We start from the raw sequence: 14,727 nt of genomic DNA, 5'->3' as shown, positions 1-14,727 counted from the left end.
AGCAAGGCTTCAGTAAAACTGTTTAAATCATTCGACAGGGTGGCATCAACTGCATTACCGCTTAAACGTGTGGTCACTTCTTTAAACTGATCCGAGAAAGTAAAAGGCACTAAACCTGCACGGGTCGCATGGACATGATGCCCAAACTGTTTGGCAATGTCATAACCTATTCCTGAACCACCCAGTGTCGGTACAGATAAACCGCCTGTTGCCACAACCACAGATTCAGCTTGGAAATAACCTGCATTAGTCGCAACTTGGAAACCTTGTTCATCTAGAGCTGTTACCGCTTTGACTTCACAGCTTGTTTTAATCTCGACCAGGTCAGTTTTATCACATTCGGCCAGCAGCATGGCCAAAATTTCTTTAGCACCGTTTAAGGTAAATAACTGACCGTGTTTACGCTCTTCGTATTCAATACCGTGTTCACACACCAGGCCAATAAAGTCCCAGTTGGTATAGCGAGTTAAGGCCGAGATCACAAAGTGCGGATTATGAGAAATATAGTTTTCAGGCTCGACATACAGATTGGTAAAATTACATTTACCGCCACCAGACATCAGGATTTTTTTACCCACCTTGTTGGCTTTTTCCAGGACCAAAACTTTACGGCCACGCTGTGCTGCCATGTAGGCCAACATCAGACCTGATGCACCGGCACCTAAAACAATGACATCGTACTGATTTGAAGACATGGACAAACTCGCGGGAGATAAAAGCAGGGCATTATAGACAATTTTTCCACCAATTTCAGGATTGATCTTGCTCAGTGCTCCGGCCTTGTAAACCTCCAGTATGCATAACCAAGATTCGTGTATCTGGAGAAAATTGATTTTGCTGAATTAAATCCATTAAGCCCATCATCATTTTGGCGGTATACACCTGCTCTAAAGCAAGGTTCTGCTCAGCTTCAAAGGACTGCATAAACTTTAACAGTTCAGGCGTGGTTTTAGCATAGCCACCACAGCAATAGGCATCGGTGATTTTCCAGTTTTTTTTGCTGGTCCATTGCTGGACATCGTGCTGTAAAAAATCACCTTTTAAAGCAGAAAAACCCCACACAGTTTGATGTGCTGCACTGGCTTCAATCAGGCCTGAAATTGTTCCGCCAGTTCCTACGGCACAGCAGATCAGGTCATAATTTTTCTGGTCTTCGGCAGTTAATATTTCCTTGCAACCCTGGATGGCCAGCGTATTTGTTCCACCTTCAGGAATAATGTAATGTGCTGGATAGTGCTGTTGCAGTTGCTCAAGAAATACAGGATCGGTTTTTTCCCGATACTGTTCACGCGAAACGAAATGCAATTGCATGCCAAACTGCTGCGCCGTGGCCAAGGTATGATTGAGCGCTTTATCTTTGAGTTCTTCGCCCCGGATAATACCCACACTTTCAAATCCAAACAGCTGTGCTGCATAAGCGGTGGCAGCAATATGATTGGAATAGGCGCCGCCAAAAGTCAGGATCTTTTTAAGCCCTTGCTGTTTTGCATCCAGAAAGTTGTATTTCAGTTTAAAAAACTTGTTGCCGGAAATCTGTGGATGAATCTGATCCAAACGCTTCACAGTAACAGTAACAGTGACCGGGGCATCCAGCTTAAGTTTTTGATAAGTCACTGACTGGGCAATATGATCAAACATTTCATCATGATCCACAAAAATTTAAGCGTATTGTATCCAAAATATGGTGATCTGAGCTTTGCTGTTTGGATCAGGATGATCTGAGCCATACTTCAATAGCAAGCATGAAGTAAAAAAATTTCACAGACCTCTGCTATATAGCGCATATGTTTATATGTCTTATTTGTAAATATATCTTAAGTAATTGAATTTAAATAATAAAAATATGATTACAAAATGTGCAATGATGCTAAGCTAGAACATATAACAATGATGAAAAAGAGGATATGTGATGAAGACGCTATCCCTGGGATTATCGCTTTGCATGTTGCTGCTCATGACGGCTTGCGATGCAAAAGATGATTATAACAAGCCAAAAACTGAAGTTAGAACCATGATTATTGGTGGCGTGCCTGTGAGTGATCATGATTATCGTGTTGATCAGCTCAGCGCGCGTGAAATACAGCCAGACTTACAAAAGTAAATCGTTTTAAATCAATATGAGTTTGAGCTGATACTGTTTTTAAAGTACTACTATTTCGCATCATTAGCAGCCACTTTATAGCCTGGCTTTATTTGCTGTTCTGTTTACACACTAATGTAGGGTGAATCCCAGCTCGCCTATTTTTTAATGTATTTTTATTTATCTATTTATATTCATTCGGAAGAAATGTCGATCAGCGTATATTTCTGTGGCTAATTTGATCAAATAGTAGTGAATTATGAGGCAAAACCTTAAAAATGGAGCCAAATATAGCGAGATATTCAGTTTTTAAAATTGTAGAATGATCACGTAATTTTTTGGGATAGGTGTTGCTGTGGAATCAGTTTGGATTTTGGGCTCAATTGCATTTGCCTTAATGTTAGGTGCAATGAGTCCTGGACCGACATCTATTTATGTGGCTAAAAATTCAATTGCCATTTCACGCAAGCATGGTTTGTTTACCGCTTTAGGTACAGGGACAGGCGCTGCCGTTTTTGGCTTATTGGCGGTACTTGGATTACAGGCATTTTTATTAGCGGTGCCATCAGCCTACCTGGCTTTGAAAATCTGTGGTGGTTTATATTTACTCTGGTTGGCTTTTAAAATTATTAAACATGCCAAGGAACCAATTGAATCTACTTCTGATTCAAACACTCAAATGTCATTGCGCCGTGCCTTCACTACAGGCTTAATTACCCAGCTTTCCAATCCAAAAATTGCGATTGTGCTGGCCAGTATTTTTACTGCACTTTTACCCAAGGAAATTCCGACCTATTATTATTTTGTATTACCGCTACTGTGCTTCTTTATTGATGCAGGCTGGTGCTCCCTGGTTGCAGTTGCCTTGTCGGCCGAAAAACCGCGTCGTGTCTATTTAAAATTTAAAGCCGGTTTTGACCGTGCTGCAGGCGGGATCATGACTTTACTGGGCTTGAAACTCATCTTTGGAATGAAATAAATCATTTAATTATGATCTAAGTTGATTTGATTGCAGTAAATACTTTGTATTCAAAATACTGAAAATAAATTGAATAATTTCGAGATGAAGAGAACACGCACATTGTAGATGACGTTTCCGAGTTTATCTTCATTGCATGCGGTCGAGCTAAGGTTAATTAGATCGCTCGTATGGCTCAGATCGACCAGTAAGATTAAAATAGAATGTACAAAATAAAAGACCGACGATTCGAGTGATGATGAAATCGTCGGTCAAAAAATCTGTTGCAAGTTTTAGCTTGGGCTGCTGTTCCTCACTAAAACTTGAAACTAAGTTTATTGCTTTAGAAAAGTTCACCGAAAATATTGTGGATGCCGGTACAAATTAACGGTTTATGAACTTCGTACCCTATATAACGCAGCGGTTTACAGATTGGTTGACAATAAAATGAAAAAAAACTCATTTTTTTTTATACTGATCATCTAAACGTTGCTTATGCAGGCCTATTGTGTCATTAACTCGATATTTTTTATGGTTTTTTTTCTTTTGTTTTATTTTTACCTGTATCTGCGGTGTACTGGCTGCTTTACTGCCAACCGGCATGGGTGGCATTTTGACCATTGTGCCTTATTTAACCGCCATGATTTTAGTGCTGTATAAATTTTTAAAACAACAACAACGCGCTCCAACTGCTCAAGAACAAAAAAAAATCACCTGGGGATTTACCCTGATTTTTTGGGGCTATAACCTGGCCTTTTTATTGCTCGGCATTGTCCTTTTTGCCAAGAATGATCCTGAAGTCTGGCAGAATTTTCTTTTATATCTCAAAAATGTGCAATTTATGAGTATTGTGCTGATCATGTTCCTGCTGATTGCCATTCCACTTTATATTTTGACCTACTGGTTTTATGGCAAACAGGCCCAGCGCATGGCCAAAAAAATGTTTGGCTAAACGACACGGATGTAGGCTTGAGTTTTAAACTGTCTTGATCTATAGATAAGAAAAAACAGGCGAGACCTAAAAATGCAAAAAGCATGTGTATTGATTACCGGCGGCAGTGGTTTTATTGGCTCGCATCTGCTGCCTTATCTGTTGGCCCGTGATTATGCGGTGGTAGGGCTAACTCGCCAGAAAAATAAACGTTCCAATCATCCTGATCTTAGCTGGATTCAGCATTTAGACGAACTGAAAACCGATCGGATTGATTATGTGATCAATTTGGCGGGTGAAAGCATTGGGCAAGGGCGCTGGACAGCCAAAAGAAAGCAGCAATTGATTGACAGTCGGGTAGAGACCACGCATCAGCTCTATCGCTACTTGGAAAAAAGACAGATTTTTCCAAAGCGAATTATTTCCGGTTCTGCCGTTGGCTATTACGGTATAGACCCGACTGAACAATGGTCGACCCTTTGTACAGAACAGTCAGCACCCCAAGCTATTTTTATGTCGGAATTGTGCCAGTTATGGGAGCAGGCAGCCCTCAGTTTTAGCCAGCAAAAAACCAAAATTATTCGTCTTGGCATAGTCTTTGGAAAGCATGGCGGAATTCTGCCACGTATGTTATTGCCGATTAAACTGAATCTGGCAGGGAAAATCGGACATGGGCGGCAACCTGTCGTTTGGGTACATGTGCAAGATGTGCTTAGAGCAATTGAATTTTTAATGCTTAATGAAACTGAAGCACAAATATTTAATGTCGTGTCGCCTGAGAGGGGAACACAGGCGCAGTTTGTCAAAACCGCTGCACAAGTTTTAAAACGCAAACCGTTATTCTCTTTACCGGCTTTTGTTTTGCGATGGATGTGGGGTGAACAGTCACAACTGGTATTGAATGGGCAATATGTCGTGTCCAAGGCCCTGAAAGAGGTCGGTTTTGAGTTTCACTATCCGACTTTAAAAATGGCTTTAGAAGATATATTAGTGAGCCATTAAACCTGCTTCAGATTTAAGACGCTCAGTGCTATAAGCTGCTGGATTCACTAGAGGCGTTTGCTCCAGCATCAGCTGTCTGAGTAAACGTGCAGATGCTGGCCCCATACATAAACCATTGCGGAAATGGCCGAAATTGGCCCACAAATTATCTATCTCAGGCATTTTCCCGATATAGGGAACACCGGTTGGAGAGGCGGGTCTTAAACCGGCCCACTGTTTCTCGATAGGAAACTGTGCCAGTTCGGGAACCATCTCGAAACAGGCTTCTAAAATTTTCTGCGTGGTGCTTGCGGTGGGGGTGGTATCAAAACCGCAGTCTGCCATGCTGGAACCACAGACCACATGACCATCCAGACGTGGAATTAAATACATCACATCATTCATGCACATGGTCGGCAACCAGTTTGCAGGGGTTTTAAACAGCACCATTTGCCCCTGAACAGGATATACGGGTATTTCCATCTCCAATTGTTCAGACCAGTGCTGCGACCAAGCGCCGGTAGTGATCACAAACTGATCTGCCTCATAAGTTTTGCCATTCTTAGCAGCTATGGACTGCACCTTGCCATTTAGCATATTGAACTGCTCAATCGGGCAATATTCGACAAATTCGACTTGTGGATGCTGTTTTAAATAGGTAGTGATGGATTGCAGTAAACGTGGATTTCTGACATTGGCAATCTGGGGGAAATAAATCGCGTGCTGAAATTTGGCATCAATAAAAGGATTAAGCTGTTCGATTTGTTCTTGTTGTAAATATTCGCATTGCTGCATGGGTTCCTGAAATTGCCGGGCATAATTCAGACCAGTTTCAAAATCGGTTTCATCAAAAATCAGCAGGCCAGTTTCATGAATTTCAAAATCAATGTCTGAAACAGGCTTGAGCTTTTCATTCCATTCTAAATACAGTGACTTGCCATATTGCGCTAGCTGATTCACCGCATGCGGATAACGCCACGGATACATCGGGGAAAGAATACCGCCACCTGCCCAGGATGCCGCTTTACCTGCTTGCTGCTGATCGAAAATAATCACGGAACATCCCTGTTCCACAAGCTCTAAAGCAGACATCAGACCACTAATGCCCGCTCCAATGATGGCAATTTTCATCGCTTGCGCCATTGATTCTTATTTCATGTCTTTCAGTTTAAGGGCTGCTTCTTCAGCAAAGTAAGTCCAGATACCATCAGCACCGGCACGGCGGCAGCTCATCAGTGATTCAATGATCACGCTGTCAGATAACCAGCCATTTTGAATGGCACCGGCCAGCATCGCGTACTCACCGCTGACTTGATATACGAAAGTCGGCACACCAAACGTATCTTTGACTTCACGCACGATATCCAGATAAGGCATACCCGGTTTGACAATCACCATGTCTGCGCCTTCCTGAATATCCAGTGCAATTTCGTGTAGCGCTTCGGCGCGGTTGCCAATGTCCATCTGGTAATTGTATTTGTTGCCGCCTTTCAAATTACTCGATGAACCGACTGCATCACGGAAAGGCCCATAAAAACTGGACGCATATTTGGCTGAATACGCCATGATGTTGGTATAGATATGACCATTGGCTTCCAAAGTCTGACGAATTGCACCGATACGGCCATCCATCATGTCACTTGGCGCCACCACATCTGCACCGGCGTCGGCATGACTGAGTGCCTGTTTAATCAGGCATTCCACGGTTTCATCATTCAGCACATAACCGGTGTCATCAATAATGCCGTCCTGACCATGCGTGGTATACGGGTCTAAGGCACCATCTGTAATCAGCACCATTTCTGGCAATTCTTTTTTCAGTAAACGGACGGTACTCTGAACTAGACCGTCTTCACGCCAAGCAGCTTCAGCGGACAGACTTTTATCTTCTTGTGGCGTAACTGGAAATAGCGCTAATTTGGAAACACCCAATTCCAGTAAACGTTCTGATTTTTTTAACAGCAGATCAGCAGATAGACGCTGAACATTCGGCATACTTGGAATATCTTGGGTCTGATTTTGCCCCGGGAGGACGAATACTGGGTAAATGAGATGATCGGTCGTTAGCTGGGTTTCCCGTACCATGGCACGTAATTGGTCATTTTTACGGATGCGGCGCATACGAGTAGCAGGAAAGGCTGGACGATTGAACGTATAAGTCATAACAATCTCAATGATCAGTATTAAACTAGCAGCTATTGTAGACTCATAATTTGAGTTTAGGGCGACTGTATTCATTTTTTATTTAATCAAGGTAACTCGAGCAGACTATGACGCAAGCAGAGAAAAATTGGACTGGCAACATTCACTTAGGCTCGAAAGTTGATATCGATGTGGTCCTTATGCAGCTATGCAAGGCCTTTAATAAATCTCCTTTTTTTCAGCATAACGGCATGACCATGCGGGTAGTGGATGGGCAGATTGAAGCGTATATCGAGATGCAGCCTTATATGATTGGCAACGTCGCGTTTCAGATTCTGCATGGCGGAGTGGCAGCAACAATCCTAGACAGTGTCGGCGGCATTGTGGCGATGGGAGAGCTGTATAAGAAAGCCAATGTGGATGATTTGCCTGATACCATCAAAAAAGTATCACGTTTGGCAACAGTCGATATGCGGGTCGATTATTTGGCACCGGGCCGCGGCAAGTCATTTACTGCACGTGCTGAAACCTTGCGTTTAGGTCGTAAGGGTTGCACCATGCGTATGACTTTGGTGAATGATGAAAACAAACCGATTGCAACTGCAATTGCGTCTTATGCTTATTAAGTTTGTTGTAAGACAGGCAAGTTAAACTCAGTAAAAGTTAGATAAATATTCGGCATTGAATGAAAATTCGCTGCCGAATTTGTTTTTGAAACTGATGAGTTACATTTTTATTCTCATCATATGAATTTTTCACATTAAAATCACGCCAATAAAATTGAAAAAATGACTTTCTCATCCACATCATCTCCAAGACAACTCTTGTCTCTATGCCTGTAGTTTGAAACTGCAATGCATTGAGGATGGCTGGTGACCAAGTCTGTTGGATTTAGGACATATTGATGACAGATGCTCAAAATACCCTGCCAGAAACACAACCAGATCAACCGGTTTCCGATTCAGCCTTAAAAGCGAAACGTAAAAAAGCCTTGGGTTTTGTCGCGCTGATTTTAATCATTGCTGCAATTCTGTATGCAATCTGGAAATTATTTCTCAGCCATTCTGTCGAGACCGATAATGCCTATGTCGGTGCAGAGACGGCTTCAATCACATCCATGGTGACTGGACAAGTCGAACAGGTACTGGTCAGTGATACCCAAACGGTCAAAAAAGGCGATGTTCTGTTACGTGTAGATCGCCGTGATGCAGAAATTGCCGTTGCTCAGGCCAAAGCAGAAATGATCAAGGCACAGCGTCAATATAAACAGACACAAGCCAATAGCAGCTCGCTGAATTCACAAATCTTTGTCAGTGATGATGCGATTCATAGTGCCGAAGCCAAAGTGGCCGAGGCCAAAGCAGAAATGGACAAGGCACAGGATGACTTAAACCGTCGTGAAAAACTGAGCGCCTCTGGAGCCATTTCTAAAGAAGAACTCAGTACGGCACAAAGTGCGCTGAATACCGCCAAAGCGGGCTATGCATCGGCACAAGCCGGTTTGGCACAAGCCAAATCAAGCCAGAAAGCAGCACAAAGCAACCTGGCTGCCAATGAAGCGCTGATTCGTGGTGCGGATGAAAATAGCACGCCCGATGTTTTGGTTGCACAAGCCAAATTGAAACAGGCGGTGTTGGATCTGGAACGGACTGAAATTAAGGCACCATTTGATGGGGTAGTGACACGCCGTAATATTCAGGTCGGTCAGCGTGTGGCGCCGGGCACTGTGTTGATGATGGTGGTACCGACCTCACAGCTTTATGTCGATGCCAACTTTAAAGAAAGCCAACTGGAAAAAGTCCGTCCAGGTCAAAAAGTGGTTTTAACCTCTGACCTGTATGGCGATTCTGTTGAATATCACGGAACGGTACAGGGCTTCTCTGGCGGAACAGGTTCTGCCTTTGCCCTGATTCCTGCACAAAATGCGACAGGTAACTGGATTAAGGTGGTTCAACGCTTGCCGGTTCGCATCAAGCTTGACCCTAAAGAACTGGCTGAACATCCGTTACGGGTGGGACTGTCTATGGAAGCGAAGATCGATTTGTCTTCGAAGTAGTCATTTATGAATAACTACACTCCAATACCGAACCTGACCGGCGGCCGCTTACTTTTGGCGGCATTTGTACTGGCCTTTGCCAATTTTATGGTCGTGCTCGACATGACCATTGCCAATGTCTCGGTTCCTCATATCACCGGCAGCCTTGCGGTTTCTGCATCGCAAGGGACCTGGGTGATTACTTCCTATGCCGTTGCCGAAGCCATTTGTGTGCCTTTAACCGGTTGGCTGGCTGGACGCTTTGGTGCAGTCCGGATCTTTGTGATCAGTCTGTTTGGCTTTACCTTGTTTTCGGTGCTTTGTGGTTTATCTACCAGTCTGGAAATGCTGGTGTTCTGCCGAATAGGTCAAGGTCTGTTTGGCGGTCCGATTATGCCACTCAGCCAAACCTTGCTGATGCGTATTTTCCCGCCAGAGAAACAGTCGCAGGCGATGGGCATGTGGGCCATGACCACCGTTGTGGGACCCATCTTAGGACCGATCCTTGGCGGTACCATTAGTGATAACTGGTCTTGGCACTGGATTTTCTTTATCAATATTCCCGTCGGGATTGGCTGTGCGCTGGCCGCCATGCGTTTGCTGAAGCCTGCTGAAACGGAAACCAATAAACTCAAAATTGATCTGGGTGGCTTATTCCTGCTGATTTTATGGATTGGTGCGTTACAGTTAATGCTGGATTTAGGCCATGAACGGGATTGGTTTAACAATCCGTTTATTGTCATTCTGGCCATTATCGCCTTGGTTGGCCTGATCATTTTTACTATTTGGGAACTCACTGAGCGCCATCCGGTAGTGAATATCCAGATCTTTAAATATCGAGGATTTACCATTTCCGTTCTGGCCTTGGCCTTTGGTTTTGGGGCTTTCTTTGGCAGTATTGTCATGATTCCCCAATGGTTGCAGATCAATCTCGGCTATACTGCCACCTGGGCGGGTTATCTGACAGCCACTATGGGTTTTGGCAGTTTGTTGATGTCGCCGATTGTGGCCAAACTGGCGACCAAATATGACCAGCGTGCATTGGCCAGTTTTGGTCTCTGTTTGCTGGGCGTAGTGACCTTGATGCGGGCGTTCTGGACGACAGAGGCTGACTTTATGGCTTTGGCTTTTCCGCAAATCTTGCAGGGTTTTGCTGTACCATTCTTCTTTATTCCTCTGTCGAATATGGCGCTGGCTTCAGTGTTGCCTCAGGAAATGGCTTCTGCTGCGGGTTTGATGAATTTCCTCAGAACCATGGCGGGGGCCATTGGTGCCTCTATTGCCGTTACCATTTGGGATGACCATAGTAAAGTGGCACGCAGTGAGATGGCGGGAACTTTGCATGTCGATGAAGTACAAAATACTTTGCTGCAAAGGGGAATGAGCCCGGAAAGTACTTTGGGCTATATTTCCAGTCTAGTTGATAAAGAAGCATCTACCTTATCGGCCAATCATGTGTTTTTAATTCTGGCGATGGTCTTTGTTTTTGCCGGACTGATTATCTGGTTATGTCCACGGCCTAAGAAGGGTGTCACCGGTGGCGGTCATGCCCATTAATAAAAAACCGCTTTTCGAAGCGGTTTTTTATTGTTTGAAAATTCTTAAATATCGGATTTGGCACGTTTTAATGCGTTTTGCCATTTACTTAGATGAAACTGGCGCTGGTCTTCATTCATGTTCGGCTCAAAAGCGCGTTCCAGTTGCCAGGATGCAGAAATATCCGACATATTGGAAAATACACCAGCTTTTAATCCGGCCATGGCTGCTGCCCCCCAAGCGGTGGATTCCAGCATTTTAGGACGCAATACCGGCACATTTAAGATATCGGCCTGAAATTGCATCAGCATGTCATTACTACTTGCGCCGCCATCCACACGCAGCTCTTTTAAGGGATGAGCAATATCGGACTGCATCGCCATCAGTACATCGGATACCTGAAAGGCAATCGATTCCAAAGCAGCACGGGCAATGTGGGCTTTATTGGTCCCACGCGACATGCCGCAGAGCAGGGCACGGGCATCGCTGTCCCAATGCGGTGCACCGAGTCCGGTAAACGCAGGCACCAAAACTACGCCGTCTGTATCCTCTACTTGGCAAGCCAGCTGTTCGATTTCACGGCTATTTTGAATAATCCCCAAACCATCGCGTAGCCATTGCACAATGGCACCTGCCATAAATACACTGCCTTCCAGTGCATAGGTGGTTTTTTCATGACATTGCCAGGCTAGCGTGCTGATGAGTTTGTTATGGCTAAATTGCACCTCATGACCGGTATTAAATAGCATGAAACAACCTGTGCCATAGGTATTTTTTGCTGTACCGATCTCAAAGCAGGACTGACCAAACAGGGCAGATTGCTGATCGCCTAAAATCCCCATAATCGGGATATTGGCTCCGAGCAAACCTGTAGCTGTGTCGGCCATATAGGTATCCGAGGCAATAATATTCGGTAAAATGGAATGCGGGATATTGAACAGATCAAGTAATTCTTCATCCCAAGTCTGAGTTTTCAGATTCATTAACATGGTACGGGAGGCATTACTGGCTTCTATGACGTGTTCGGCACCTTGGGTCAGATTCCACATCAACCAGCTATCGACGGTACCAAAAGCCACATGACCCTGCTGAGCCAAATCACGTAGCCCGTCAATATTTTCCAGTAGCCAAACCAGTTTTCCGGCACTGAAATAAGGATCAATTCTTAAACCGGTTTTTTGCTGGATTTTATCCTGCAAATTTTGTTGTAGAAGTTGATTACACCATTCAGTTGCACGGCGGTCTTGCCAGACAATTGCAGGGGCAAGCGGTCTGCCCGTGCGTTTATCCCAAACCACGGTAGTTTCACGTTGATTGGTTAGACCAATAGCTTGAATATCTTTAGCAAGAATACCGGCAGAGGCTAGGGCTTGCTGAACGACAGCAATTTGAGTGGTCCAAATTTCCTGTGCATCCTGTTCTACCCAGCCTGAATGCGGTGTGGCTATATGTATTTCACGTTGAGCTGTTGCCTGAACTTTTCCTTGTTCATTGAAGATGATCGCACGGCTAGAGGTGGTTCCCTGATCAAGTGCAAGTAAATAGCTCATAATTTTTTCTTTTATAGGACTTGAAAAATAAAATATTAGCGCAATTATTGTATTAATCGCATATGTTTGTGTAAATGTTTAAAAAAACCCACTGCGGATTTAGACATTTATGCTATGATAGCGGTTCATTTGGGGGTGTTTCTGGCTTCGACGCTGGTGATGAAACTCATAGATGCATGTCGAGAGCGCATTTTCTCTCGTAAATCAAATTTGCATTTTAATAGTCGCAAACGACGAATCATACGCTCTAGCTGCCTAAGGGCAGCTTGTCCGCCTCTCCGAATACTTGTGGTTAGAGAGTCCGACTGAAGCGCACGCACACAAGTCCGTATAAAGCCAAGCCTCGGGGCTTTGTACTAAACTTAGAGGATCGCGATTTGTACCCTGTTCGTCGGGTCACAAAGAGTTAAAATAATAGACGATATCTAAGCATGTAGTATTCTCGAGCGTAGTGCTGGCGGACGCGGGTTCAACTCCCGCCACCTCCACCAAAATTCTTTCCGAAGTAATCCATCGGAATCTAAAAAAGCCTTTAAACTCAATGTTTAAGGGCTTTTTTATTGGCTGTATTGTCCGACCCGATCCTAAGCTGTTTGACCCTATTTTTGCTTTCTGGGGGTCAAAATTGGGACAATTTGACCCACTAAATAAGTTTAATTACCTGCGACAAAGATATGTCACTTACTGATGTGATGTGTAAAAAAGCACTGCCGCAGGAAAAACAGTACCGTCTTTCTGATATTAACGGTCTGTCATTACGAGTCGATCCGAATGGGAAAAATAATGGTCTAAACTAGATTCAACTATTCAACGTAATATTTTCTATTTATTAGCGCTTATGGCTTTACAGATCACGAACAATGGATGAGGTGAAATTAAGTTTATCTAGTTGATTTTTATAAAGTGAAAGATAATTTAAGTCAATTAGAGTTGAACCTTATTAAAGTTGAAGAAAGTGAAGTCCAATCATTAGATTATAGTGAAATTAAAATGACTAAAAATAGTCGTATTAATCATAAGGCTAAATAAATTAAATAGAAAATTAGAGTTAGTGAATGATTAAAAATGTGGGTTTGGGAATTGGACTGGGTTTAAATTATAAACTGGTTAACCAGATTATTCTGACTGCTAATTATTCATATGTATCAGGTGACAATAAGTTTTTTTGGCGACCTCGGATAATAGACTTTATATACTAGGTAGTAGTGATACGTTAAACGACTCATAACTTGTTATTAGCATAATAATTCAATCAATATTTTAGTTTTTTAATGAACCATAATGACATCATATTGCGACTCAACCGATGTCATTATGAGTGTAAAACGATTTAACCTAGGTCATTTTTTGGTAAATGATTTTTTATACTCAAGGTCCATAACAGGATTGTTATTCCTAAACAGAAATGTCCTATGTGGACCTTTCTATTTGGGGCTTATACCTGGACTTTGCATAAGAAATTTTATGTTAAATAAAAATATTTATGATTTCTTATTTAATATTGCTATTTATCAATATTTAAAACGGTAAAATTTGGTGGTTGATATATGATTTGCGCATGGGAAAAAATTGTCATTCCCGAAATTAAAAATATCAATATCGTTATTATGGCACTATATAATTGCATTCATTACTTATCAAACATACTAGACTAGCATATTACATTATATTGTTACATTTACCATATAAAATTGATTTTATTTTATTTTTTATAAAATATGGATCTTTTATTAGAAAAATAAATATATATATTAAAAAACTTGATTATTTATATTTTTAGTGTATATTTAACTTAACTAGAAAAAAGTCTTGTTTCGGTAAATCTTCTTTAAGTATCGTAGTTTTAGTCATAATCCTTCGTTTTTTCAGATTTTAAGTCTCATTCTTTATTATTTCAAAGTTATAATCAGTCAATAAATTGACTAAAAATTATTAAAAATTAGTAGGATATATTATGTCAAACTCAAATGTTGTTAAAGGTACTGTAAAGTGGTTCAACGAAACTAAAGGTTTTGGTTTTATTCAACCAGAATCAGGTCCAGACGTTTTTGCTCATTTCAGCGAAATCGCGAATTCAGGTTTCAAAACCTTATTTGAAGGCCAGCAAGTTGAATTCAGTGTAGCTCAAGGTCAAAAAGGACCGAATGCTGTAAATATTGTTGCTATCTAAGTAATAATAGGCAGTAATAAAAAGCACTCATGAGTGCTTTTTTTATACTCTAAAATTTGTTTTACAAATTGAAAAAATCTTTAAAAAATGGGATATAAGTTGCTAAAAATAAATGATTTAATTGCAAAATCTAAAAATGGTACTGAAATTATTGTTTCATTAATTCCCCTCAATAAAATGCAGAATACACGTCAAGGTTTTAAACAAATTGAAGTTGGTAAAAGAGTTCTGCTGCAATCTGGAATAGAGGTTGATTTAAATTTGGATGGCCGTACATTTTATACTTCTCTAAATCAGTTATTTAAATTAAATCATAAAATTTTTTATTAATAAAATTATTAAAA

Annotated in this window: 14 protein-coding genes, 1 other RNA gene and 1 pseudogene; 11 read left to right on the top strand and 5 right to left on the bottom strand. The window is 42.0% G+C overall.

Translation table 11 applies throughout. The features are described 5' to 3' along the window. A partial coding sequence (locus tag B2Y23_RS11085; RefSeq protein ID WP_291370808.1) for an aminoacetone oxidase family FAD-binding enzyme occupies positions 1 to 695 on the bottom strand: 695 nt, incomplete at its 3' end. Positions 696 to 750: 55 nt separating this feature from the next. Then, positions 751 to 1,638: a 1-aminocyclopropane-1-carboxylate deaminase/D-cysteine desulfhydrase gene (locus B2Y23_RS11080; protein ID WP_291354364.1), complete on the bottom strand. Its 888-nt coding sequence runs from the start codon at positions 1,636 to 1,638 to the stop codon at positions 751 to 753. 271 nt (positions 1,639 to 1,909) lie between these two features. Here B2Y23_RS11080 and B2Y23_RS11075 point away from each other — a divergent pair, with 271 nt between their 5' ends. The 4 genes from B2Y23_RS11075 (at position 1,910) to B2Y23_RS11060 (ending at position 4,971) form a co-directional block, all read left to right on the top strand. Continuing rightward, positions 1,910 to 2,101: an NF038215 family lipoprotein gene (locus tag B2Y23_RS11075; protein WP_291354365.1), complete on the top strand. Its 192-nt coding sequence runs from the start codon at positions 1,910 to 1,912 to the stop codon at positions 2,099 to 2,101. A 334-nt stretch (positions 2,102 to 2,435) separates the two neighbouring features. Continuing rightward, complete coding sequence (locus B2Y23_RS11070) at positions 2,436 to 3,059, top strand: LysE family translocator (protein WP_291354366.1); 624 nt, start codon at positions 2,436 to 2,438, stop codon at positions 3,057 to 3,059. Between the two features lie 484 nt (positions 3,060 to 3,543). Next, a complete protein-coding gene (locus tag B2Y23_RS11065) occupies positions 3,544 to 3,990 on the top strand; it encodes an ABZJ_00895 family protein (RefSeq protein WP_291354430.1) in 447 nt (148 codons plus the stop codon). A 72-nt stretch (positions 3,991 to 4,062) separates the two neighbouring features. Continuing rightward, a complete protein-coding gene (locus B2Y23_RS11060) occupies positions 4,063 to 4,971 on the top strand; it encodes a TIGR01777 family oxidoreductase (protein WP_291354367.1) in 909 nt (302 codons plus the stop codon). Here the strand turns inward: B2Y23_RS11060 and B2Y23_RS11055 are convergent. Beyond that, positions 4,957 to 6,081 (bottom strand): NAD(P)/FAD-dependent oxidoreductase, encoded by a 1,125-nt coding sequence (locus B2Y23_RS11055; RefSeq protein ID WP_291354431.1) that lies wholly within the window; start codon positions 6,079 to 6,081, stop codon positions 4,957 to 4,959. The two genes, B2Y23_RS11060 and B2Y23_RS11055, sit on opposite strands and share 15 nt — an antisense overlap. 18 nt (positions 6,082 to 6,099) lie before the next feature. Beyond that, complete coding sequence (gene hemB, locus B2Y23_RS11050; RefSeq protein WP_291370806.1) at positions 6,100 to 7,113, bottom strand: porphobilinogen synthase; 1,014 nt, start codon at positions 7,111 to 7,113, stop codon at positions 6,100 to 6,102. A 107-nt stretch (positions 7,114 to 7,220) separates the two neighbouring features. Between hemB and B2Y23_RS11045 the strand changes: the two genes are divergently transcribed. The 3 genes from B2Y23_RS11045 to B2Y23_RS11035 all read left to right on the top strand — a co-directional run bounded on the left by B2Y23_RS11045 (position 7,221) and on the right by B2Y23_RS11035 (position 10,684). Next, a complete protein-coding gene (locus B2Y23_RS11045; RefSeq protein ID WP_291354369.1) occupies positions 7,221 to 7,718 on the top strand; it encodes a thioesterase family protein in 498 nt (165 codons plus the stop codon). A 278-nt stretch (positions 7,719 to 7,996) separates the two neighbouring features. After that, entirely contained in the window at positions 7,997 to 9,148 is a 1,152-nt protein-coding gene (locus B2Y23_RS11040) for an HlyD family efflux transporter periplasmic adaptor subunit (RefSeq protein ID WP_291354370.1), read from the top strand. A gap of 6 nt (positions 9,149 to 9,154) precedes the next feature. Then, a complete protein-coding gene (locus B2Y23_RS11035; protein WP_291354371.1) occupies positions 9,155 to 10,684 on the top strand; it encodes a DHA2 family efflux MFS transporter permease subunit in 1,530 nt (509 codons plus the stop codon). Positions 10,685 to 10,728: 44 nt separating this feature from the next. On the opposite strand, the gene glpK is transcribed toward B2Y23_RS11035, so the two are convergent. Next, positions 10,729 to 12,213, bottom strand: coding sequence for a glycerol kinase GlpK (gene glpK, locus B2Y23_RS11030; RefSeq protein ID WP_291354372.1), 1,485 nt, complete (start codon positions 12,211 to 12,213; stop codon positions 10,729 to 10,731). Positions 12,214 to 12,344: 131 nt separating this feature from the next. Between glpK and ssrA the strand changes: the two genes are divergently transcribed. The 4 genes and pseudogenes from ssrA to B2Y23_RS11010 all read left to right on the top strand — a co-directional run bounded on the left by ssrA (position 12,345) and on the right by B2Y23_RS11010 (position 14,713). Beyond that, positions 12,345 to 12,704: a transfer-messenger RNA gene (gene ssrA, locus B2Y23_RS11025) on the top strand. A gap of 183 nt (positions 12,705 to 12,887) precedes the next feature. Further along, positions 12,888 to 12,992: pseudogene (locus tag B2Y23_RS11020) on the top strand (Arm DNA-binding domain-containing protein); the annotation flags it as partial. A gap of 1,175 nt (positions 12,993 to 14,167) precedes the next feature. Next, positions 14,168 to 14,383 (top strand): cold-shock protein, encoded by a 216-nt coding sequence (locus B2Y23_RS11015; protein WP_086198985.1) that lies wholly within the window; start codon positions 14,168 to 14,170, stop codon positions 14,381 to 14,383. A gap of 99 nt (positions 14,384 to 14,482) precedes the next feature. After that, complete coding sequence (locus B2Y23_RS11010; RefSeq protein ID WP_291370804.1) at positions 14,483 to 14,713, top strand: hypothetical protein; 231 nt, start codon at positions 14,483 to 14,485, stop codon at positions 14,711 to 14,713. Positions 14,714 to 14,727: the final 14 nt, after the last annotated feature.

The sequence above is a fragment of the Acinetobacter sp. UBA5934 genome (assembly GCF_002430855.1).
In the GTDB taxonomy this organism is placed as follows: domain Bacteria; phylum Pseudomonadota; class Gammaproteobacteria; order Pseudomonadales; family Moraxellaceae; genus Acinetobacter.
This window is presented reverse-complemented; position numbering and strand designations above follow the sequence as displayed.